We start from the raw sequence: 24,934 nt of genomic DNA, 5'->3' as shown, positions 1-24,934 counted from the left end.
AAATGAAAAAGTATATTTTAAAATATGGAATGTTGGCCGTTTTATCAACTGCAGCATTAGCTTCATGTAGTGATGACTTCATCGAAACTGAATTCTATCAGCAGGTACAACAAGGTCCATTAAATACAATCGAAGAATTAGAATCTTTTGTAAAAGGACAGTATGTTTCTATGAGAAATGCATCATATTACGGATGTGATTTCTTAATGATCGGAGAAGTAAGAAGTAACAGTATGTATTCTGATTTTGCCAACGGTGCAGGTTACTATCAGACCGTAGCATCATATTCAATGACTGCTGGTGATCAGTATTCTTCAGGGCCGTACATGAACATGTATCAGGCTATTGCAAAGGCTAACATTGTTATCAATAATGTACCAACAGGCCAGTTAACTTGGAAATCTTCTCAAGACCCTGCAGTTATCCAGGCAAGAGCTAATTATTTAAAAGGTCAAGCTTATGCTACCAGAGCTTTAGCTTTATTCGATCTTTTAAGAATGTTTGGTCAAGAATATGCTGGAGGAACTACAGGAGTAGTTATTCCGACTACTTACGATCCACAAGCTAAACAAGCTCGTAGTACAGTAGCAGAAACAAGAGCTCAGATTGAAGCTGACTTTGATAAGGCACTTACTTTTATGGGAACGCCATCATCTAGTGTACATACAATCAGAACCGAAATTAATCAATATGGAGTAAAGGCATTAATGTCTAGATACTATCTTTACAAAGGAGATTATGCAAAAGTAAGATCTTTAGTTGCTGACATTGTAGCCTCAAAGAAATACTCTGTAATCCCTGCTTCTGATTTCTCAGGAAGTTTCTCTAAGCCCAATTCTGCAGCAAACTCAATTTTTGAAATTGCAGTAGGTTCTACTAACGATTTAGGAACAACATCTATTTCAAACAAATTGAATATAGCTCCAAATGGATATGGAAATATGAAAGTATTACCGGCTTTTAAAGCTACTTATGTAGCTGATGATATCAGAGCAGGCGTTATTTCTCCAACAAACGTTCTTAATGGTAAATATGTAAACAGTTTTGACAATATCCACCTTGTTAGATATGAAGAAGTATTATTAAATGGTGCTGAAGCAGAACTTAACGGCGGAAGTATTACTAAAGCATTAGAATACTTTAATGAGATCCAGGCTAAACGTGGGAAAGCTTCAGGAGCATTACCACCTGCAGTGACTATTGATCTTGATAAGGTATATGCGGAAAGACAAAAAGAGCTTATTGGAGAAGGATTCGGATATTGGGACTTGTTGAGAAGAGGTCAGTCCATTACTCAAAGAAGTGCAAACGGTGCTAGTGGTACTGTTAGAAATATCGGAGATCAACTATTGACATTCCCGATCCCTAGAGCTGAAATCAACGTTCCTGGAACATTGGTGACACCTAACCCTGGGTTTGGTAATTAATAAAAGAAAGAGCCGCTCCTAGAGCGGCTCTTTCTTTTAAAAACAAATAATCTAAAAACGGATAATCTTAATATGAAAAAAATACTTTTTATCACAACAGTTCTTCTGGGACAATGGCTACTTTCTCAAAATCATGATATTCAACAGGTTGTTACTACACCAAATGGGTTTTACAGCAAACCCCTTAAAACTCAAAAAGAGGATCATAAAATAGATGGTTCACCATACAGTAATGGAGACCGATTTGATAAAGTGATCATCAAAGACTACAGTAAAAACGTTCAGGATCTTCGCTATAATGCATATTATGATGAAATGGAATTTAAAATGGGTAATGAGCTTTATTACGCCAATAAAGAAGACGGGCTTAAAATTCAGTTTCCAGAATTGAAAAAAACATACGAATCCCTTACGTATACCTATGAAGGTAAAACCAAAACTGGATATCTGGTCCTGCTTGTAGATCGTCCGAAATACACGCTTTATAAAAGAGAAAAAATGGAACTCATGGCAGGTACAAAAAGTAACAACGGGTTTACACAGGATGCTCATGATTACTATGAAAAAGATAAAGATCTTTATATGATTTCAAAGGATAAGAAATTCTATAAATTTCCAAAAAATACCAGTGATGCTGCAGAATTATTTTCAGTAGATAAGAAAGAACTGGAGAGCTTTGTGAAGTCCAATAAAATTAATTTCGGTAAAGAACCGGATATGATTAAACTGACAGAATTTGTCAACAAGTAAACCTATATACCATCCCTTGCATTCAGCAGGGGCTTTTTATTTCTTATTATTTCTTATTTTTGCTGTACAATAATGAATAATGAAGTATATCCTTTTCATAATCACTTTCTTCGGCTTCACTGCCAATGCACAGGTTGTTAAAACAGAAGATGCCAAAACATATAAAAAACCGGAAGATACTCTGGTGATTGACTCTGGAAAGAAAGATTCCTTGAAAATTTTCAAACCCACTATTAACGATTATCAATATCAGACCCAGTTTTCTGAAAAGAAAGTTTTTGATACGGTAATGACTTTTGATAAGACTTATATTTTTTCACAGTATAATAACAATGATAATTTTGGAAGGGTACAGCCTGCCAATATAGGAGCCGGGTTTAATCCTCTTGTATTTGAAGTGAATGCAGAGCAGAATTTATCCTTGCTACCTTCCAATAAATCTTATATGATTTTGGGAGCAAATGATGTGAAATATTATGATGTGAAAACGCCTACAGCAACATTCATCTATCATAATGCGATGAGAAATGGAGCTGCTTTAAGATCCACCTATACTCAGAATATCGGAAAAAGATTCAATTTTGCGCTAGAATATATGGGGCTTCGTTCACAAGGGCTTTACAGAAACTCTCTGGCTGCCAATAACAATACCCTATTTTCAGGACATTATGTTTCGAAAAATGGGAATTATGAATTGTTTGTACACTACCTTCATCAGAATGTTAACAACCAGGAAAGTGGTGGAATTACTGAAGATAATCTGTTTCAAAGTGGAGACAGCAATTATAAAAACAGACAGAATGCTCAGGTTAATCTGGCATCAACGAGTTCACAATTTGCTTATAGAAGATATTATCTGAGTCATCAGTTTACTCCTTTCAATGCTGAAAAATTTCCATTCCGTATCAGGCATACTATTTTTCATCAAGGAAATAAATACTATTATAATCAGGGTGCTTTAGAACAATACTGGTATGAAACCCCTACAGATTTAGTTACTGGATTTCCTTTAACCACAAAAAAATACTCCAGCAATCTGAGTAATACTTTAAGTCTGGTTTTTGATAATGAGAAATTCAAGTTAGATGCAGGCGTTCGTTATCAGATGATCAAATTCGGGATCAATGATATTGTGGCACTAAACGGAGTACCTTTTCCCTCTGAGCTTAAAGAAAACAGAATTGGAGCCGTAGGAAATCTACAGGTGAAACTTTGGGATAAAGTTCAGCTGAATTCATTTCTTGAATTTTCAAACGGAAGTCAGTTTAAAAGCTACCTAAGAACAACAAACAATCTGAAATTTGAGCCAATAAAAGATTACTTTGTGAATGCGAAAGTAAATTTCCAGAGTGCTTATCCATCATTCAACTATTTATTGAATACTTCCGTGTATAATAATTTCAATTATTATCTTGAAAATGCAAAGAACCAATCTGTGATGGAACTTGGAGGAAGTGTTAATCTGAAATGGTTTAAAACAGAACTTTTCGCCAACTACTTCAGAATTGATAATTATACTTATTTTGATAGTAATTTTGCTCCAAAACAAAGTGAGAATTCATTGAATATCTCTCAGATTGGAGGTGATGCCACTTTTAGCTACGGTAAATTCCATTTGAATACAAGACTGCATTTCCAAAATGCATTAACCAATAAGAACCTGCTTCCAATGCCGAGCTTTGTAGGAAGAGCAAACTTCTTTTATCAGACCCAGGCATTTAAAAAAGCAGCAGAAATTCAGGCAGGGCTTAAAGTATATTATTTCTCTAAATTCAATTCCAGAGAATATTTCCCTGTTCTTAATGAATATATCCTTCCCGGTACTAATTCGTTCTCTATTGGAGGACAGCCTATTGCTGATTTATATATTAACATGAAAGTAAAGAAAATGTTCTTTTTCATAGAAGGGCAGCAGATAGGAACCGTTATTTCTAATAACAAAGCTTATGCATTTCCACATTATCCGGTCTATGATTTCAGATTGAATATCGGAATCGTGTGGTATTTGTTCAACTAAAAACGATACAGGTTGAAAACAATTAATAAAATATCATTTAATGATATAGAAAGCATCCCTCAATTAGTAAAAGATTTTTTGAATCAAAGGATTGAAGGGTTTGAAGATAAAACATTTTCTGTAGAGCATTTCAGCCAGCAGATTCATCTGAAAAAAGACTCTTTTTCGCCAGAACAGAGAAATATATTGTCTGATGTGTTTGAAAAACAGTTATCAGAACTTACTCTTTCTTCCAAACAGAAAGAAAATATTGAAAACCTGAAACTGCCTGATACGTTTACCATTACAACAGGTCATCAGCTGAACTTGTTTTCAGGACCCGTTTTCTTTGTCTATAAAATTTTACAGACCATTAAAACCTGTACTTATCTTAAAGAACAGTTTCCGGATTTTAATTTTGTTCCTGTATATTGGATGGCTTCTGAAGATCACGATTTTGCTGAGATCAACCATTTTAAAACAGAAAATAACTATTATGAAATTAATGAAAGATCTGGTGGACCTGTAGGCAGACTCAAGATTAACGATACTTACTTTATTTCTGAGTTTGAAAAAGAATTCAAAGATTCAGTTTTCGGAACAGAATTGATCTTAATGCTGAAAGAAGCGTATAAAGTTGGAAATACTTTGACGCAGGCCATTCAAATCTTGGTGAACCGTCTTTTTTCAAAATTCGGATTATTGATTTTGGATGGTGATTCAAAGGAGCTTAAACAACAGATTAAAGAAGTTTTTAAAGATGAACTGCTTCATTTCAGTTTACAGAAAACTTCAAAAGATAAAGTAGATTTTCTTACTGAGAAGTATGGAAAAGTTCAGGTAAATCCGCGTGAAATTAATCTTTTCTATCTTTCTGAAACAAGAGACAGGATTGATTTTAACGGACAAAGATATACTGTAGTAGACACAGATATCCAGTTTACAGAAGAAGAAATTATTGCTGAACTTGAGCATCATCCTGAAAAATTCAGTCCGAATGCCTTAATGCGTCCGGTATATCAGGAAAAAGTATTGCCGAACCTTGCCTACATAGGCGGAAATGCTGAAATAATGTATTGGCTGGAACTTAAGGATTATTTTTCAACATTAAATATTCCTTTCCCTATCCTGATCCCAAGGAACTCCATGCTTTTCCTGAAAGAGAAAACTTTGGGGAAAATTGAAAAATTAGATCTTAAAATAGAAGATTTTTTCCAGAATTTTACAGTGATTACCAATCGTAAGATTTTAACAGATAATCCTATTTTGGAATTATTGGATGAAAAAGAAGAAATCCTGATAAACAACTTTGCTGAATTAAAAGCATCTGCAGAAACAACTGAAAAATCCTTTGGAAATATGGTGAAAGCAGAAGAAGTAAGACAGCTGAAATCCTTTAAAAGAATGAAAAAACGCCTTCTCCATGCAGAAAAAATAAAGCAGGGCGAATTGCTGGAAAGGCTTGAAAACCTGTTTCTGGATGTACACCCTTCCAAAACCTGGCAGGAAAGAGTTTTTAACTTTAGTGTATTCTTTTCAGATGAAGGCTATTCATGGCTTGAAAATTGTTTGGAAGAGATGGTGGTTCAAGATTCCAAATTAATAATTGTTGCCATTTAATTTTAAAGAAGTATTTTTGTAAATTATAATTATCGAATATGATAAAGAGGTTTTTTATTCTATCCAGTTTATGTATGGTTTTGGGAGTTTCAGCCCAGAAATCGCATACCGTTGTACAAGGTGATAATCCTTACAACATTGCAAAGAAGTATGGAATGACTGTAGATGAATTGCTGAAACTAAACCCTAAACATAAAGATGGCAAGCTGGCTATCGGAGATGTTTTAACTATAAAAACAGAGAAGGCTGCTGCTTCAGTTGCCCCTAAAACTGCTGCCCCTGAAAAAGTGGGTACAATTGCGGGAACTCCGGTGGGTAAAATTATTTTACAGCCTAAGCAGACCATTTATGGGATTACAAAACAATACAGAATCTCTGAAACAGATCTGAGAAAACTGAATCCTGAACTGGATTCTCACATGAAGATAGGGGATGAGATTACATTACCTCTTACCAGCATCAAAAAATATGGTGGGGATCAGCCTACCGTAACTACAACGGTAACAAAACCTGTAGAAACTCCTGTTGAAAAAACAGTAACGGCTACACCTACATCTGCTGTAGAAGGAGAAACCTATGTAATCCAGGCCAAAGATAATTATTACAGAATTACAAAACAGTTTGGGATCAGCCAGCAGGATCTTTATGCCTTAAATCCAGGTTTGGAAGAAAAAGGATTAAAGCCTGGTGAGACTATCAAAATAAAAAGATCAAATACAGAAACTGTAGCTGAAACAACCAATTCAAAAGCAAAAATGGATTCTGGGAATGAAAGTTCTTCAGCAACATCCAATAATGTGACGGTTGGAGATGATTATGTTACTTATACTGTTCAGCAGGGAGATACAGTATTCTCCATTGTAAATAAGTTCGGTGTAAGCATTGATGAATTAATTGCTCTTAACCCAGATCTTTCAAAAGGTTTAAAAGCCGGTATGGTTTTGAAAATCAAAAAACAAGATCCAGCTTATGTTAAGAAAAATGGTGATGCGTTAAGTGTCGTGTTGATGCTTCCTTTCGGATATAGTACCAATGAAACTCAATACAGAGGAATGGCTCTTGATTTCTTAACAGGTGCTAAATTGGCTATTGAAAGAAATGCCAGAGGAGGGCAGAAACTGGATATTAAAGTTGTGGATTCAGGAAATGAAGCTTCTTTTAAAAACTCTCTGACTCAGATTAATCCTGAAAATACAGATCTAATTATTGGGCCATTCTTTAAGTCTAATGTAATTGACGTATTGGATTTCACTAAAAATCAAAAAATTCCTGTAGTAGCGCCATTTGCCAATACACCTGAATTATACAATTATAGTAATTTGATTATTGTTGAGACAAATAATCAAACCTATGCAGATAAAATTGTAGAAGAAGTTAAAGCAGTATATTCAGATCAAAAAATATATGTAGTAGCAGATACTAAAAAGGAAAATGCCAATTACATCAAAGCAGGGCTTGAAAAAGCAGTGAAGAATCCTAATATTGTTATTGTAAACTCTCCAGCAGATATTCAGCTGGATCAAAACATGATGACAGGGCAGTCTGCTCCGGTTATTGCCGTATTAGCCAATGATGATTTGGGAGAAGCCTTCGCTAATAAAGTGATTGCTCTTTCTAAAGAAGTACAGGGCGTAAAAGCATTTAGTATGTTCTATTCTCCGGTCTTTGAAAAGAAAGTAGATGATTTGAGCCAGGCAAGCCTGGTATATCTGATGGACAGAAAGATCAATACAGATGGCAGTTTTGAAAAAGAGATTCTGGCAGCATACAAAAGTAAATATTGCAAGACTCCGCCAAAATATGCTATCGTAGGATTTGACGTTGTTAATGATATGCTGACAAGAGAAAACCGAAAAGGAGAAATCTTCAAACAGATGAATAAGGTGCAAACTCAGCTTGCTACCAAATTTGAGTTTGTAAAATCTAAAGCAAACGGAGCCTATGTAAACACAGGTTACAGAGTAATCAGGTTAGTACCTTAGATGATTTATCTTTGTTTAAAAGGTTATTGTTAACATTATAATTATATTTGCATAATATTTAATTCAATACATGAAAGCACTTGTATTTCCAGGGCAGGGGTCTCAGTTCGTAGGAATGGGAAAAGAATTGTATGATTCTAGAAAAGATATTAAAGATCTGATGGAATCTGCCAATGAAATTTTAGGTTTCGATATTCTTTCCATTATGTTTCACGGAACGGATGCGGATCTTAAGAAAACAGAGGTTACCCAGCCTTCAATTTTTATACACTCAGTAGCAGCATTAAAAGCAGTAAATGGTCTTGGAGCTGAAATGGTAGCAGGACATTCTTTAGGAGAGTTCTCTGCATTGGTAGCGAATGGCGTTTTATCTTTTGATGATGGTTTGAAATTGGTTTCTGAGAGAGCAAAAGCGATGCAGGAAGCTTGTGATGCTAATCCAAGTTCAATGGCCGCTATTTTAGGTCTTGAGGATGCTAAAGTTGAAGAAATCTGTGCACAGATTAATGGAATTGTAGTTCCGGCAAACTATAATTGCCCGGGGCAATTGGTGATCTCAGGAGAAACACCTGCAGTAGAAGAAGCTTGTGTGAAATTAAAAGAAGCAGGAGCGAAAAGAGCTTTATTATTACCGGTAAACGGAGCATTCCATTCACCGTTGATGCAGCCGGCTCAGGAAAGACTGGCAGCTGCTATCGAAAATACTAAATTCAGAAAAGCTACTATTCCTGTATATCAGAATATTACTACTACAGCAGTAACAAATCCAGATGAGATCAAACAAAATCTTATTGATCAGCTTACAGGCCCTGTAAAATGGACTCAATCTGTACAAAATATGATTAAAGACGGTGCCTCTAATTTCGTAGAAGTTGGACCCGGAAAAACCCTTCAGGGATTAATCAAAAAAATTGACGGATCAGTAGAATCTACTTCTGCTATCTAATTAATTACAAAAATTATGAACGCGATATTTTCACCGGGCAAGCTTATGCTTACTTCAGAATATTTCGCAATTGATGGAGCTCTTGTCTTAGCGGTACCTACCAAGCTGGGACAAGAGTTTTTCTTTGAAGAAAAAGATGATCATCAGTCTTTGATTCTTTGGGAAGCCCTTCATCAAAACAAACCCTGGTTAAAGGCTGTCATTGATTATAAAACGTGGCAGATTCTGGAAACCAATATTCCATCAAGCGCTGAATTTATTCTAAAGACATTAAAGAATGTTCAGCAGCTTTCTACTACAAAATTTAAAAACGATTTTACTTACCACCTAAAAACTAACCTTCAGTTTCCTGCTGATTATGGCCTTGGAAGCAGTTCAACATTAATGAACAATCTTGCAGAATGGGCTGATATAGATCCTTTCTATTTAAATACAATCAGTTTGGGAGGAAGCGGATATGATATAGCGGTTGCAAAAGAAAGGTCAGCAGTACTTTTTCAGAGTAAGCCAGAAATCAGATATGAGAAGGTAGATTTTAATCCCTCCTTTAAAAATGAGCTGATCTTTATTCACTTAAATCAGAAGCAGGACAGCAGGGAGGGAATCAATCTTTATAAATCCAAAAAGAAGTCTCAGAAATTGGTAGATGAATTTTCAGATATCACAAAGAAAATTTTATTATGCAATGAATTGGAAAATTTTTCTGAGTTAATGATGATTCATGAACGTAAAATCTCCGATTTTATTGAAATTCCTGCAGTTAAGGAGAGAGTATTTCCAGACTGCCCCACATTTGTTAAAAGTTTAGGGGCTTGGGGTGGAGATTTCGTGATGAGTGCCAAATTTGGGGGCTTTAAAGACTATTTTTGGGAGAAAGGATTTACTACCGTTTTTGAATGCTCAGATTTAATTAATTTATAATCAGTAACTTACAAGCTTGTTTTTTTATTTGTCATTCTGACTTATATCAGTATATTTAAACCACCTTTAACAAATAATTAATATTATTTTTGTTGAGGTCAATAAAGAAATAGAAAATATAAGTAAAATGAAAAACACTAAAATCATCCAGGATTTAGAGAAATTAGGGATTAAAGGAAACTATGAAGTAGTGTATAATCCTTCTTATGAAGAATTATATCAGGCTGAAGTTTCTCCTGAAAATCAGGGGTTTGAGAAAGCGGAACTTACAGAATCGGGCGCGGTATCAGTAAAAACAGGAATTTTCACAGGTCGTTCACCTAAAGACAGATATATTGTTCAGGATGATGTTACAAGAGATACAATTTTCTGGGATGGTAAAGTAAACTTACCTACTACTGCAGAAATTTTCGGGTCTTGTAAAGAACTAGTGCTGAACCAACTTGCTGAATCTAAAAAGATTTATGTAGTAGATACATTCTGCGGAACCAATGCAGATACGAGACTTAAAGTAAGATTTATCGTTGAAGTTGCATGGCAGGCGCATTTTGTTACTAATATGTTTATTCGTCCTTCTCACTATGAGCTTGAAAACTTTGGAGAGCCGGATTTCACAGTAATCAACGGTTCTAAAACAACAAATCCTAACTGGGAAGCTCAGGGATTAAACTCAGAGAACTTTATCATGTTCAACCTTACTGAAAAACTACAGATCATCGGAGGTACTTGGTACGGAGGTGAAATGAAGAAAGGGATGTTTGCAATGATGAACTATTACCTTCCATTAAAAGGAATGGCTTCTATGCACTGTTCAGCTAACGTAGGTGAAAAAGGAGATGTAGCTTTATTCTTTGGTCTTTCAGGAACTGGTAAAACTACGTTATCAGCAGATCCGAAAAGATATCTTATCGGAGATGATGAGCACGGATGGGATAACAATGGAGTATTCAACTATGAAGGAGGATGCTACGCTAAAGTTATTGACCTGTCAGAAGAAAAAGAACCGGATATCTTTGCTGCTATCAAGAGAGATGCACTTCTTGAAAATGTTGTGGTCAACAATGGTGTAGCAGATTACACTGACGGATCTATCACTGAAAATACAAGGGTTTCTTATCCAATCTATCATATCAATAAAATTGTATTACCATCTAAGGCTGGTCATGCGAAAAAGATCGTTTACCTTTCAGCAGATGCATTCGGAGTACTTCCTCCGGTTTCTATTCTGAATGAAGATCAGGCTCAATACCACTTCCTTTGTGGTTATACATCTAAATTAGCAGGAACTGAAAGAGGTATTACTGAACCTCAACCATCTTTCTCTCCGGCATTTGGTGAAGCCTTCCTTACATTACACCCAACAATGTACTCTAAGACATTGATCGGTAAAATGAAAGAGCACGGTGCTAAAGCTTATTTAGTAAACACAGGATGGAATGGTACTGGTAAGAGAATTTCTCTGAAAGATACAAGAGCAATCATTGATGCAATTATTGACGGTTCTATTGATAACGCTCCTAAAACTCAGGTTCCAATTATGAACCTTGAAATTCCTACTGAACTTCCAAATGTTTCTACAGGCATCCTTGATCCTAGAGATACATATGCTAGTGCTTCAGAATGGGAAGAAAAAGCAAAAGATCTTGCTTCAAGATATATCAAAAACTTTGAACAGTATTGTGATACTGAAGAAGGTAAGAGATTAATTGCGTCAGGACCTCAATTACAGGAACAAACTATCTAATCAGATATTATATAAATAGAAAGCCTCATCATTGATGAGGCTTTTTTACTTTTTATCTCTAGTTGATCAGGCAGATTTCGCAGATGCTCGTGGGGTAAATGATAAACTAATACAATTAAAATCTGCCTAATCTGCTAAATCTGCTAGCTAAATGTTATATCCAGTATAAATCAACTGATTTATCATTTCTTTACTTTAAACTAAGGATAGCCAATCGGTATCCATCCATCCCGAATCCGGATAAAACTGCGTCTGTATTGGCTGCGGTAACAGATTTTTGTCTGAATTCTTCTCTTTTATAGATATTGCTGATGTGAACTTCTACTTTAGGTTTTCTGATGTTTTTCAGACAATCAGCGATAGCGTAGGAATAGTGGGTGAAAGCTCCGGGATTAATTACCACTGCATCAAAATCATCCTGCTGAAGCCTGTTGATAAGCTCTCCTTCAATATTGGATTGATAATAGCTTAATTCATGAGAGTGAAACTCAGATTTTAAGTTCTCCAAATAAGTTTCCATGGAAACAGTTCCATAGATTTCAGGTTCACGGGTGCCTAAAAGATTCAGATTAGGCCCATTTATAATCAAAACTTTCATTCTATAAAATTAAAAAGTTTTTTTAATTAAAAATCAAAAAAATCTGCTAATTGAGAGCTTTCCTTTATTGAATTATTAATAATGATATTTATCATGTTTGAGAAAATCATAATTACTGCAACTCCTTTTTGTAATGGCTTTTAATAAAAACTTATGTTAATTTTTGAAAAATTATCATGAAAAAAACCATAAGTCTACTTGTTTTATAGACTAAAAGTTTATAGCTTTGCAACCATATTTCGATCGGCTTATAAAGAAAGATGGAGGGAACTGACCCAATGATATCTTGACAACCTGCATTAAGTAAGGTGTTACATTCAGCCTTTAAAGGAAAAATAAGCATTTGGTTTATCGTATTTATCGATGCCCTTTGCTGGTTTTTCAGTAAAAGGCAAAATTTTAATATATGGTAAACAAAATTGATTATGATTAATAAAAATCTATTTAATTCTAAAGTTTGGATTCCTCCAGTTGCAGTATTTTTTCTGGGAATTGTAAGTGTAAGCGCACAGAATTCAAAACCGAAAAAAGATACCCTTAAAGAAAAAGAAATTGATGAAGTAGTTGTGGTAGCTTATGGAAAAGCGAAAAGAAACAGCTACACAGGTTCAGTGGCAACCATTTCCAGTGATAAAATCAATAACAGACCTGTTACCAATGTAACAAAAGCATTGGAAGGGCAGGTGCCCGGAATTCAGGTTACCGGTGCTTCTGGACAACCTGGAGCCACCTCTACGATCCGAATTAGAGGAGTAGGGTCGGTAAGTGCTTCCAGTGAGCCTTTGTACGTTGTGGATGGGATTCCTTTTGACGGAAATATCAATGCGATCAGCCCTAACGATATAGAATCTATCAGTGTCTTAAAAGATGCTACAGCAAGTGCTTTGTATGGTTCAAGAGGGGCAAACGGGATTATTATCGTTACCACAAAATCCGGTAAAAAAGGGGAGGCCAGAGTAAATCTGAATATCAGCCAGGGATTCTCGGGAAGAGCAGTAAAAGATTATGAACAGGTGAATACAGATCAGTATTTCCAATTGTATTGGGAAGCAATGAGGAATGGTTACCAGTCCAGCCAGATCAATGCCCAGCAGGCAGCCCAAATGGCAACAGATAATATTATTTCCAACTTAGGAATTAATCCTTATGGTGTTAATTATCCAAAACCTGTAGGAACAGACGGTAAATTATTACCAGGAGCAAAAGCTTTGTGGAATGATGACTGGAGAGATATTTTGCAGAGAGTTGCTTCCAGAAACCAGGTAGATCTTGATATCAGTGGAGGAAGTGAAAAAAGTAACTATTTCTTTTCACTAGGATATCTTGATGATAAAGGAATGGCCATTGAATCAGGGTTTAAAAGATACAATACCAGATTAAAGATCAATTCTGAGGTTAAAAGCTGGTTGAATGTTGGGGCAAACTTAAGTTATACCAACAGTATCCAGCAGGCTCCTACTTCTTCAGACTCTAAATCGAGTAATATTATTCAGGCTGCGAGAGCTATTCCGTCTTTCTATCCTTATTATGAAAGAAATCCTGATGGTTCTTATGTCTTGGATGCTGAAGGAAACAAGGTTTATGATTTTGGAAAATACAGGCCTACAGCAGCCCTTCAGAATCAAAATCAGGCAGCAAGTTTGCCATTGGATAAAAATGAAAATAAGATCGATAACTTTTCAGGAAAAGGGTTTATGGAATTTACGTTCCTTCCTGAATTGAAGTTCAGATCTAGCTTTTCTATTGATGTAGTAAGTTATAATGAGCATTATTATACAAATCCACTTCTTGGAGAAGGAAAAGAGACTGGTGGTTCTGTCTCGAAATCTAACAGCAGAACACTTTCTTACACAACCAGTAATATTTTAACTTACGACAAGAGGTTTGGGAAACACCATATTAATGCGTTGGCAGGCCAGGAATTTTATAAATATGATTATCAGATTATTTCTGGTAGCAGACAAGGCTTTTCACTGCCTAATTATTATGAGCCTGATGCTGCATCCCTGTTAGTAAGTTTCGGAGGTAAAAGTGATAAACTGAGTTTGTTGAGTTTCCTTGGAAAAGTTGAGTATGATTTTGACAATAAATATTTCTTATCCGCATCAACAAGGGCAGACAGTTCTTCAAGATTTGCAAAAGAAAACAGATGGGGTACATTCTGGTCTGTAGGAGGATCATGGAAGCTTTCAAGCGAAGAGTTTATCAGAAATCTGGATTTCTTCAATCTTTTAACATTGCGTGCAAGTTATGGAGGACAGGGGAATGATAAATTACAGAAGCCAAATGGTTCCGCGCTGTATTATGCTTATCAGGAATTATATAAAAATTTTCCTCTTGCCGGTGAGCCTGGAACAACATTGGAAAAAGTTGGTACTCCTAATTTGATATGGGAAACTAACCTTAATTCAAATATAGGATTGGAATTTGCAATTTTTAATAACAGGATTAAAGGAAATATAGAATATTTTGAAAGAAAAAGTAAAAACCTCCTGTTTAATGTACCGGTTGCTCCGTCTTTAGGAATAAGCGACTATCCGGCCAATGTTGGAACGATCAAGAATACAGGTTTTGAATTTTCATTGTTCACAACACCTGTAAAAACTAGTGATTTCCAGTGGAATGTTGACATTAACTTGAGTACTTTAAATAATAAAATTACAAAATTACCTGGTGGGCCGCTTGTTGTAGGAACAACCAAACAATTAAACTTAGGAGGTTCTGTATATGATTTTTACCTTCAGGAATGGGCAGGGGTAGATCCAAGTAACGGAAAGCCATTGTGGAAAACCATTACTAAGGATGCCAACGGAAATATGGTCGAAGGAACAACTTCAGAATATGCTAAAGCTACAAAGATCTTACAGGGATCTGCCTTACCTAAGCTAACAGGAGGAGTAAGCACAAGCATCAATTATAAAAACTTTGATTTTTCAGCATTACTGACATTTAAAATTGGTGGAAAGATCCTGGATACAGATTATGCTTCCATCCTCCACAGCGGAAACTTAGGCGGACGTGCATGGGGGACAGAAATGCTGAACAGATGGACCCCGGAAAATCCTTATACGGATGTTCCTGCTTTAAGCACAAAAACGAATAACTGGACTTCACAGTCTACAAGATTTCTTTATTCAGGAACGTATGCAAGACTTAAAAATGTGAGTTTAGGATATACACTTCCTTCTGATTACTTTGAAACAATCGGATTAAAGAAATTCAGAATTTATTTGCAGGCAGAAAATCTTCTGACCTTCTATAAACACAAAGGAATGGACCCTGAACAGGCCTTGGACGGAACAACATATTACAGATACCCGGCAATGAGAACGGTCACTTTTGGTCTTCAGGCAACGTTTTAACCTTTAAAAATTTGAAACAATGAAAAATTTAAAATATTTGTCTTTTGCTTTAATAGGATTATGGTCACTCTCAAGTTGTGAAAGTGAAATGGATACTGCTCCTACGGATCAGGCCAACAGTGTTGAGGTTTTCAAAACGGCTGAAAGTGCGGAAACGGTTATCAACGGAACCTGGGCAAAATTCAATAATGACGGAACTACCTTTGCAAACATCGGATATTCAACTGTTTTAAGAGCAAGTGATGCAATGGGAAACGATGTAGCGGTATTAACCAATAAATATGGTTTCTCGTCTACCTATGATTTCACGGAAATGGTGAATAATACAGTTGGCCGTCCATTATTTATCTGGACCATGCTATATTCTACCATCAATAATATGAATAATGTTATTGCAAAAATTGATGCTTCGGAAGGAAGCCAGGCAAAAAAAGACCAGGTAAAGGGGCAGGCAAAAGCATTGCGTGCTTTCTGTTATCTGAATATTGCCAGCTTTTATCAGTTCAGCTACCTTAAGGATAAGTCAGCATTAGTTGCGCCAATTTATACGGAACCTTCAACAACAGGCTCTGCTACAAAGAAAAAATCCAGTCTGGAGGATGTTTATACTTTAATTAAAAGTGATCTTACAGATGCGGATAATTTGTTAAAGAACTATACAAGAAATAACAAAGATAAAATCAACCGCAACGTAGTGAACGGTATTTTAGCAAGAGTATATCTGAATACAGGGGAGTGGAGTAAAGCTGCAGCAGCTGCAAAAACAGCAAGAGAAGGTTTTGCATTGATGACTCCGGAAAAGTATAAAGAAGGATTCAATGACATTAATAACGGTGAATGGATTTGGGGACATGCTCAAACCCAGGAGATGTCAGATGCAAGTTATGCTTTCCATTATCTGGATGTATCTTCATCGGGAAGTTATTATTACAGCTTTATGGCAGATCCTTATTTTAAAAAATTGTTTGATTCCAATGATATCAGATCCCAATTATTCTCATGGGATGGTCTCCCGGGAAGAGAAGGATTGTTGAGGTATGCTAAGTTCAAATTTAAGTCTACTCTTATTGCGGATATTGTCTATATGAGAGCCGCTGAAATGTACCTGATTGAGGCAGAATCAGAAGCAAGAAATGGAAATGTAACTCAGGCGGTAACTGTTTTGAATCAACTGAGAGCTGCCAGAAATGCAGATGCTTATACAGGATCATTAGCACAAAATGATGTGGTAAAGGAAATCTTAATTGAAAGAAGAAAAGAATTGTTTGGAGAAGGATTCTCACTTTCCGATATTATCAGAACGCAGGGAACCGTAGAAAGAAAGCCGTTTACAGATGCGGAAGGAAAGCCAATCAAAGTTCAGATAACAACCCCTAACGGAACTGTAAAAACCGTTGATGGGAAAGGGCACACTGTTTTTGATCTTCCGAACAAGACTCCGTTTGTTCCGAACAGTCCTTATTATTTATTCAGTATTCCACTAAAAGAGATTGAAAATAATCCCAATTTATAATCTACAGTCCATAATTAGATTTGATTTTTTTAGCCACCGCTTTGCGGTGGTTTTTTGATTAACAAAGTGCCATTGCTAAAAAGCAACGGTTTTGTTTTTATAATTATTTTTACTGTTTAAAATTACTCGTATCCTGAGCTTTTTTAATAATCATACTTTTTCCTAGAAATCTTAGAAGAGATGAGAGTTTAGATAAATCATAGTCTATCATCTCTCGCTTTCCATCTAAAACATTTTGTAAAATTCCCAATCCTCAACTAAGCTCCCCATTGTCAATTCTGCAGGATCCTTGTGTGGGTTATATAATTCATCATCAGTAATATTCCAATATAAGTCACTGTCAAAATCAAAAGAAGCTGAATCATTTAATTTATCTAACTCATTAATTAAAACCTCAATAAGTCTTTTAATATCGGCTTTTTTTAATTCGGTTTTATTATTTTCCATTGAGTATATTATAAATTCCATGACTGTCCATAAATAGTTAATGATAATAAAAAACTTGCAGTCATTAAACTTTTTCTCATAATTATATATTTTTAAATATTATTTTTTGTTGCATAAATCATTTTTAGTCCTTTAAAAGAATCAGGAGCAAAGACTTTAAATTTAAAAGGTAGTAAATCATTTCTTAGCTGATCTATAGTATAGGGATCATGTAGTTCTATAATAATATTATCCACATTTTTAAGCCATGTATTATTATTCTTTAAAAGAAGTTGTTCCAAACCTTCAATATCTATTTTTAACAGATCAATATGATCTATTTCAAGTCCATTCATGTAAGTCTGCATACTGTATGCTTTTACCGAATTGCTGTTTTCTTCTATTTGATCTGAAATTTTAAAGTTATATGATAAATCAGGGGAGGAAAGAAATACAACTCCATCTTTAGTGTCAATAGCAGCGTGTTCAGAAATGATATTATTGGAAAATGAAACATTTTTTTTAAGACTTTCATAATTTTCTGCTTCTGCCTCTAAAGCATATATTTTTGCTTTTGGATATTGTAATGCAAAAAATACAGATGTTAAACCTACGTTGGCCCCTAAGTCCATTATAATTTGAGGATCAGATAAAAAAAGATCTGTTGGTATATGATATGTTTTTTTCCAAAAAACTTCATAAAATATATCAAAATCACCTGAATAAGTCCTTATGTGAACAGGGACATTTTTTTGTGATAAAATAAAATTATATGTTACAATATCATTGTTTTCTTTTCCTAAAAAAATATTTTTTTTAAATTTTGATGAGTATTTTTTAGAGTTTTTTATGAAAAGAAATGTTTGAGAAAAAGAAGAGTTAATCTTAAAGCAAAAGATAAGTTTAGAAAGGATTGTACCTAGTCTACTGATAAGCATAATTTAGATGTTAATGGTTCAGATTGATAATAAAAGTTAAGTTTTGCGCAAAAATTTTGGATGTAGTAGTGCTGCAAACTAGCAGTGTTCGTTTCATAATATTAGTAAATAAAGTGGTTTTTTGAATTTGAAAAAAGGAAATATTTCTGAGAAGGTGTGAATTGTTTTTTCACTTTAATAATAGTTATTTAATTTTTTGCAAAGGTAATAAATCCCAATTGGAAAATATGATTAACTATTTATAAATCGGTATTTTAGGTTGATTTATTGTTTTGTTGATTATATTAATGGATACAATAAAAAGTATGGCATTTTTTTGGAAATAAATAACAGTAGAGTGATAAATATGATTTTGGGAAAGATTATAAGTATGAAAAAAACTTGATTTTTGTCACCTGTCTGAAGTTTCACCCATTTTAGAAAAAAACTTTACCTTTGTAGCAATGAACCTGTTAAGATGGATATTGGCAATTTATTTCATGGCGTTATCATTGATGCCATGTGAAGATGTGTCTCATCCATTAAATTCAGGAAACAAAAGAATTTCTTTAAGTATTTCTGAGAATCATTCTACAGACAAAGGCGATATCTGTTCTCCATTGTGTGCCTGCAGCTGTTGCCAGATGACGGTTTCTGCATTTAAAATGGATCCTCTATTGGAAATTCCTGAGCAGATTCCTGGTTATTTCTCGAAAAAGATCTTATTTCATAAAAGCGACTTTGCCTATCAGGTATACGATCCTATATGGCAGCCTCCTAAAATTTAATTGTATTGATTGTTAGAAAGTTATGCTTTCTAAACCTACTTGAAACTTTGCAATACCATTGCAGAGGTTTTCAGGATATTTTTGCTGCAGTATTCTATGCTGTATGCCTGTATTTTCAATAAAATTAAATAAAAATCGTGTTAGATAAAATCATAAAATTCAGTATCAAGAACAAGGTTGTTATTGGTATTATGACGCTGCTATTGGTCATATGGGGAACTTGGAGTGCCACCAGATTACCCATAGATGCCGTGCCGGATATTACCAATAATCAGGTTCAGATCATTACGGCATGTCCTACATTGGCAGGGCAGGAGGTTGAACAATTGGTAACCTTTCCCATTGAGCAAAGTATAGCGAATGTTCCGGATATTCAGGAAACAAGAAGTATTTCAAGATTCGGACTTTCTGTTATTACAGTCGTTTTCAAAGAAAATGTTGACATCTACTTTGCCAGACAGCTTATTAATGAACAGCTAAAAAATGCGGTGGAAGAAATTCCCAAAGGTGTTGGAACTCCCGAATTGGCTCCAGTAAGTACGGGACTTGGAGAAGTATATCAATATATTCTTCATCCTAAAAAAGGAAGTGAAAAGAAATACAATGCTAAAGAACTTAGAACCATGCAGGACTGGATCGTTCGCAGACAGCTCAACGGAACTCCGGGAGTAGCTGAGATCAACAGTTTTGGAGGTGAATTAAAGCAATACGAAGTGGCCATTGATCCTAACAGACTAAAAGCCATGGGAACAAGCATTACCGAAATCTTTACAGCTCTTGAAAAAAACAATCAAAATACAGGAGGTGCTTATATTGACAAGAAACCCAACGCTTACTTCATCCGTGGAATCGGATTGGTAACTTCACTTGAAGATATTAAAAATATTGCCGTTAAAAATGAGACAGGAAGTGTTCCGATCTTCATCAAAGATGTTGCTGACGTTCGTTTAGGAAGCGCTGTTCGTTATGGAGCATTAACCTATGACGGAAAAGTAGACGCGGTAGGTGGAGTAGTGATGATGCTTAAAGGAGCTAACAGTAATGAAGTTGTCAATAATATTAAAGCAAAAATTCCTACCATTCAGAAATCTTTACCGGATGATGTGGTGATAGAACCTTTCCTGGATAGGACAGATTTAGTAGGAAGAGCCATTAGTACCGTTGAAAAAAACCTGATTGAAGGTGCTTTGATCGTTATTTTCGTTCTTGTGGTTTTCCTTGGAAACCTTAGAGCAGGGCTAATTGTAGCGTCAGCCATTCCGTTATCCCTGTTATTTGCTTTGGGAATGATGAATGTCTTTGGGGTAAGTGCCAACCTGATGAGCCTTGGAGCGATAGACTTCGGACTAATTGTAGATGGAGCCGTAATTATTGTAGAAGCAACCCTGCACCATTTGGGAGTAAGGAAATCAATGCGGACATTAACGCAGTCTGAAATGGATGAAGAAGTATTCCTTTCCGCATCAAAAATCAGAAGCAGCGCTGCTTTTGGGGAAATTATCATCCTGATTGTATACATTCCGATCCTTACTTTGGCGGGAGTAGAAGGGAAAATGTTTACCCCAATGGCGAAAACAGTTGGATTTGCCATTCTTGGAGCATTAATTCTTTCCTTGACTTATATTCCGATGATGAGTGCTTTATTCTTATCCAAGAAAATATCTCACAAAGAAACTTTCTCAGATAAAATGATGAACTATCTGCAGAAGATTTATCAGCCATTATTACAGAAAGCCATCAAAGTAAAATATATTATTGTTTCAGCAACGGTAGCTGTCTTTCTGATTGCAGCTTTCGTTTTTAAAAATATGGGTGGTGAATTTATTCCTCAATTGCAGGAAGGAGATTTCGCCTTCCACTGTATATTACCACAGGGAAGTTCACTCAGCCAGAGTATAGAAACTTCCATGCAGGCTTCCAGAATTATCAAACAATTTGATGAGGTGAAAATGGTAGTCGGGAAAACCGGATCTGCCGAAGTTCCTACAGACCCGATGCCACCGGAAGCTACCGATATGATCGTAGTGCTAAAGCCACAAAGTGAATGGAAAACTAAAAAATCCTACAATGAACTTGCTGATGAGATCAGTGAAAAGTTGGAAACCATCCCAGGAGTGTTCTTTGAGAAAAACCAGCCTATCCAAATGCGTTTTAATGAACTGATGACGGGGATCAGACAGGATGTTGCGGTGAAGATCTTTGGTGAAAACCTGGATTCATTGGCGGTGTATGCTGATAAAGTAGGAAAGATCATTCAAACCGTTGATGGTGCTACAGCTCCTCAGATTGAAAGGGTTAGTGGACTTCCACAAATCAACGTACAGTATGACAGAACAAGAATTGCCAATTACGGATTAAATATAGAAGATGTCAACAATGCGGTAAGTACTGCTTTTGCAGGAAAGGCTGCCGGTCAGGTTTTTGAAAATGAAAGACGCTTTGACCTGGTTGTTCGTTTGGACAGTCTTCACAGAACCGATATTTCAGATGTAAATAACCTGATGATAACCTCTGCCACAGGAGCTCAGATTCCATTATCACAGGTTGCGAATGTGAGTTATAAGCTTGGTCCGGCACAGATCAGCCGTGAACAGGGAAAACGTAGGATCGTAATAGGTTTTAACGTTAAAGGAAGAGATGTGGAAAGTGTGGTAAAGGACATTCAGGCCAAGCTTGATAAAGTGAAATTGCCATCCGGGTACTATTTTACCTATGGCGGACAGTTTGAAAACCTTCAGGAAGCCAGTAAACGTCTGATGATCGCTGTTCCTGTATCCTTACTGCTTATTTTCATGTTGCTGTATTTCACATTTAAATCATTCAAACAGGCTACTTTAATCTTTACGGCCATTCCAATGAGTGCTATCGGAGGTATCTTTGCTCTTTTGGTGAGAGATATGCCATTCAGTATCAGTGCCGGAATCGGATTTATTGCCTTGTTTGGGGTTGCAGTACTTAACGGAATTGTATTGATAGGGACTTTTAATCAGCTTGAAAAAGAGGGAGAAACTGATATTTTAAAACGAGTTTTTGAAGGAACTAAAACCAGATTAAGACCCGTTCTGATGACAGCCACAGTAGCTTCATTAGGATTTTTACCAATGGCTATTTCTACAGGAGCAGGAGCGGAAGTACAGAAGCCTTTGGCAACCGTAGTTATCGGAGGCCTGGTAACCGCTACATTCCTTACATTATTCGTTCTCCCAATGTTGTATATTATTTTTAATACAAAGATTTTGAAAAGAAAGAATAACAATATGCAGTCATTCACCATTGTTCTTGTTTTCGGATTAATGATGCTTGGACAGACGTTTAAAGCTCAATCCAGACCAATATCTGTGGAAGAGGCAGTTCAAATGGCAATGGATAATAATTTAACCCTGCAGTCAAAGGATTTAAGCATAAAATCAGCCGAAGCTTTGAGACCTACAGTTAAAGAACTTCCCAAATTAAGCTTTGATGCACAATTAGGACAATACAATAGCCCAAAGTTTGACCAGTCGTTTGCTATTTCACAAAGTATTCCCTTTCCAACCTTATTTAAAGCAAGAAAGGAGCTTATTAATGAAACCATTAAAAGCAAACAGATTGATAAGGAGATCACCGCCAATGAATTGGTTAAAGACGTCCGAACCTATTACTACCAGATTGAATATCTTCAGTATAACAAAGAAAAACTGACCGATCTGGCTGGCTTTTATGACGAATTTATCAGGATTGCAACCGTAAGATTTAAAGCAGGAGACATCAAAAAGATTGAGATCAATACAGCAGAAACTCAAAAAGGAGAAATAGATCTGCTATTGAGACAGAATGAAGTATATCTGAATAATGCCTATAAAAATTTAAAAACACTTTTAAATACGTCTGAAAATCTGGAAGTGCCATTCAATACCAATTATCAACCTTTGAAGGCTGAGAATGTTTTGGATAGCAGTGTTGTTGCCAATAATCCTACGGTTAAGGCCTTTTATCACGAAATGGAAATTGCGGAGAAGAATAAAAAGGTTGAAAAAGCCACAGGATTACCGGATTTTAGTTTAGGATATACCAATCAGTCACTGATCGGTTTTCATACCATCAATGGTCAGGAGAATTTTTATGATTCCGGAAAACGTTTTCAATCAGCTACCGTTGGTGTATCTATTCCCTTGACTTTTGGTGCTACAAAAGCAAGAATGCAGGCACTGGAATATGATAAACAGGTAGCGGAAACCAATGCAAGGATGCAAAAAAAACAGCTTACAGCACAGTTGGAAAACGCTTTTAATCAATATCAGCAGGATATACAGCAGTATGATTATTATACCAATCAGGCACTGCCCAATGCGGAGAAAATTGTAAAAGCAGCTCAGTTAGGATATAAAACAGGTGAAATTTCCTATGTGGAATATCTTTTTGCCCTACAAACTGCAACCAATATTCAGTTGAAATATCTGGAATCCATCCAACAGGTGAACCAGGCTGTAGTCACTATTAACTCAATCATTAATAAATAATATGAAGTCGATTTCAAACGACCTTAGTATAGATAAAAATTCAAATATGAAACTCAAATATAATATCATAGCCCTTGTATTCATTTCTCTGTTGGCTGTAAGCTGCGGGAAAAAAGAAGCTGCAGAAGAAAAAGCTCCCGAAAAAACAGAACAGAAGGAACAGGCCCATGAAGAAGAGCCTCAAACTATCGCGTCTTTAACGGAAGAGCAAATGAAATCGGTAGGAGTGACTTTAGGAACCGTAGAAATGAAAGAACTTACTTCCACCATCAAAGCTAATGGTCTTTTGAGTGTACCGAACAGCAATAAAGCAACCATCACTTCTTTGTACGGAGGAATTATCAAAACAATCAATATCCAGGTAGGAAGCATTGTGAAAAAAGGCCAGGTGATTGCAACCATTGCCAATCCGGAATACATACAGCTTCAGGAAGATTATTTAACAACTAACAGTAGAATTACCTATGCAGAGCAGGAATTCAGAAGACAAAGAGAGCTTTTTGATAATGATGCAGGAGCTAAGAAGAATCTTCAAAGTGCGGATGCAGAGCTGAAAACATTAAGAACCAAAAGAGCATCCCTCCTAAAACAGCTTCAGATGATGGGAATCAATCCCGGAAATGTCAACAATGGAAATATGAGATCCGGATTGGTGATTACAGCTCCGATTAGTGGAACCATCAGCAGTATTACCGCTCAGATAGGAAGCTATGTGGATATTTCGTCTCCTGTAGCCACTGTAATTGATAACGGTTCTATTCACCTGGATCTTCAGGTATTTGAAAAAGACCTTCCAAAGATGAGAGTGGGGCAGATTGTTCATTTCAAACTGACCAATAATCCGGAAACAGAATATGATGCTAAAATTTACAGCATAGGATCTTCTTTTGAAAATGAAAGTAAAACGATCTCAATGCACTGCGAAGTAATCGGAAATAAAGCAGGATTGATTGATGGAATGAATATCACCGGGATCGTAAGTCTTGATAAAAGTGTTACTCCTGCTGTTCCTACTGAAGCCATAGTAGAGGCAGACGGAAAGTTCTATGTCTTTATTCAAACCGATAAAAAAGTAGAAGAAGAGCATGATGAAAAAGGAAAACCTCATCCTAAAACATTGAATTTTGAAAAAGTAGAAGTGGTGAAAGGAACTTCAGATATGGGCTATACGGCCATTACGCCTGTAGGGAATATTCCGGATAACGCTAAAATTGTAGTGAAATCCGCCTTCTTTGTGAATGCCAAATTAGTGAATTCAGGAGAACACGAACATTAATTAAGAAACAATGATATGTCGATTTTTATATGTAAATTAGAGCTGTTTACGGGCTTACTATATTGAAATATAAAAAACCGGCTGAGGGGAAAGTAAAGATCATCTTACAGGAAGTATTTTGAAGTTATTAGATGTTTCCTGAACTACAAAAGTCTTTGAAAATCTAAGG

General features: G+C 35.8%; 16 protein-coding genes and 1 riboswitch. Of the genes, 13 read left to right on the top strand and 3 right to left on the bottom strand.

The window, feature by feature from the left end; translation table 11 throughout:
• The first annotated feature begins 2 nt into the window (after positions 1–2).
• The 8 genes from BBH99_RS13210 to pckA all read left to right on the top strand — a co-directional run bounded on the left by BBH99_RS13210 (position 3) and on the right by pckA (position 11,386).
• On the top strand, positions 3–1,427 hold the full coding sequence (locus BBH99_RS13210) for a RagB/SusD family nutrient uptake outer membrane protein (RefSeq protein ID WP_066696423.1): 1,425 nt from the start codon (positions 3–5) through the stop codon (positions 1,425–1,427).
• Positions 1,428–1,499: 72 nt separating this feature from the next.
• Positions 1,500–2,177, top strand: a complete 678-nt coding sequence (locus BBH99_RS13205) for a hypothetical protein (protein ID WP_083188826.1) — start codon at positions 1,500–1,502, stop codon at positions 2,175–2,177.
• 79 nt (positions 2,178–2,256) lie between these two features.
• Positions 2,257–4,194: a putative porin gene (locus tag BBH99_RS13200; protein ID WP_066696420.1), complete on the top strand. Its 1,938-nt coding sequence runs from the start codon at positions 2,257–2,259 to the stop codon at positions 4,192–4,194.
• A gap of 12 nt (positions 4,195–4,206) precedes the next feature.
• Positions 4,207–5,793 carry a bacillithiol biosynthesis cysteine-adding enzyme BshC gene (gene bshC / locus BBH99_RS13195; protein WP_066696416.1) on the top strand — a complete coding sequence of 529 codons (1,587 nt, stop codon included), beginning with the start codon at positions 4,207–4,209 and terminating at the stop codon, positions 5,791–5,793.
• Positions 5,794–5,831: 38 nt separating this feature from the next.
• The gene (locus tag BBH99_RS13190; protein WP_066696413.1) at positions 5,832–7,775 is read left to right on the top strand and encodes a LysM peptidoglycan-binding domain-containing protein; all 1,944 of its coding nucleotides are present in this window, start codon (positions 5,832–5,834) and stop codon (positions 7,773–7,775) included.
• A gap of 70 nt (positions 7,776–7,845) precedes the next feature.
• Positions 7,846–8,721 (top strand): ACP S-malonyltransferase, encoded by an 876-nt coding sequence (gene fabD, locus BBH99_RS13185; protein ID WP_066696411.1) that lies wholly within the window; start codon positions 7,846–7,848, stop codon positions 8,719–8,721.
• A gap of 15 nt (positions 8,722–8,736) precedes the next feature.
• Positions 8,737–9,642 (top strand): GYDIA family GHMP kinase, encoded by a 906-nt coding sequence (locus tag BBH99_RS13180; RefSeq protein ID WP_066696409.1) that lies wholly within the window; start codon positions 8,737–8,739, stop codon positions 9,640–9,642.
• A gap of 127 nt (positions 9,643–9,769) precedes the next feature.
• The gene (gene pckA, locus BBH99_RS13175) at positions 9,770–11,386 is read left to right on the top strand and encodes a phosphoenolpyruvate carboxykinase (ATP) (RefSeq protein WP_066696401.1); all 1,617 of its coding nucleotides are present in this window, start codon (positions 9,770–9,772) and stop codon (positions 11,384–11,386) included.
• Positions 11,387–11,576: 190 nt separating this feature from the next.
• On the opposite strand, the gene BBH99_RS13170 is transcribed toward pckA, so the two are convergent.
• Entirely contained in the window at positions 11,577–11,984 is a 408-nt protein-coding gene (locus BBH99_RS13170; protein WP_066696399.1) for a type II 3-dehydroquinate dehydratase, read from the bottom strand.
• A 245-nt stretch (positions 11,985–12,229) separates the two neighbouring features.
• Positions 12,230–12,326: riboswitch (SAM riboswitch) on the top strand.
• An 83-nt stretch (positions 12,327–12,409) separates the two neighbouring features.
• Between BBH99_RS13170 and BBH99_RS13165 the strand changes: the two genes are divergently transcribed.
• Positions 12,410–15,346, top strand: coding sequence for a SusC/RagA family TonB-linked outer membrane protein (locus tag BBH99_RS13165; protein WP_066696397.1), 2,937 nt, complete (start codon positions 12,410–12,412; stop codon positions 15,344–15,346).
• A gap of 19 nt (positions 15,347–15,365) precedes the next feature.
• Positions 15,366–16,859 carry a RagB/SusD family nutrient uptake outer membrane protein gene (locus tag BBH99_RS13160; RefSeq protein ID WP_066696395.1) on the top strand — a complete coding sequence of 498 codons (1,494 nt, stop codon included), beginning with the start codon at positions 15,366–15,368 and terminating at the stop codon, positions 16,857–16,859.
• A gap of 225 nt (positions 16,860–17,084) precedes the next feature.
• On the opposite strand, the gene BBH99_RS13155 is transcribed toward BBH99_RS13160, so the two are convergent.
• Entirely contained in the window at positions 17,085–17,306 is a 222-nt protein-coding gene (locus BBH99_RS13155) for a hypothetical protein (protein WP_066696394.1), read from the bottom strand.
• A gap of 92 nt (positions 17,307–17,398) precedes the next feature.
• Positions 17,399–18,223, bottom strand: coding sequence for an FkbM family methyltransferase (locus BBH99_RS13150; RefSeq protein ID WP_066696386.1), 825 nt, complete (start codon positions 18,221–18,223; stop codon positions 17,399–17,401).
• A 443-nt stretch (positions 18,224–18,666) separates the two neighbouring features.
• Here BBH99_RS13150 and BBH99_RS13145 point away from each other — a divergent pair, with 443 nt between their 5' ends.
• The 3 genes from BBH99_RS13145 (at position 18,667) to BBH99_RS13135 (ending at position 24,765) form a co-directional block, all read left to right on the top strand.
• On the top strand, positions 18,667–18,990 hold the full coding sequence (locus BBH99_RS13145) for a DUF6660 family protein (RefSeq protein WP_066696384.1): 324 nt from the start codon (positions 18,667–18,669) through the stop codon (positions 18,988–18,990).
• A 137-nt stretch (positions 18,991–19,127) separates the two neighbouring features.
• Positions 19,128–23,489 carry a CusA/CzcA family heavy metal efflux RND transporter gene (locus BBH99_RS13140; protein ID WP_073300025.1) on the top strand — a complete coding sequence of 1,454 codons (4,362 nt, stop codon included), beginning with the start codon at positions 19,128–19,130 and terminating at the stop codon, positions 23,487–23,489.
• Between the two features lie 46 nt (positions 23,490–23,535).
• The gene (locus tag BBH99_RS13135) at positions 23,536–24,765 is read left to right on the top strand and encodes an efflux RND transporter periplasmic adaptor subunit (RefSeq protein ID WP_066696382.1); all 1,230 of its coding nucleotides are present in this window, start codon (positions 23,536–23,538) and stop codon (positions 24,763–24,765) included.
• Positions 24,766–24,934 lie beyond the last annotated feature (169 nt).

The sequence above is a fragment of the Chryseobacterium contaminans genome (genome assembly GCF_001684955.1).
Taxonomy (GTDB): Bacteria; Bacteroidota; Bacteroidia; order Flavobacteriales; family Weeksellaceae; genus Chryseobacterium; species Chryseobacterium contaminans.
Note: the sequence above shows the minus strand (reverse complement) of the source record. Positions and strands in the feature narration are given on the sequence as shown.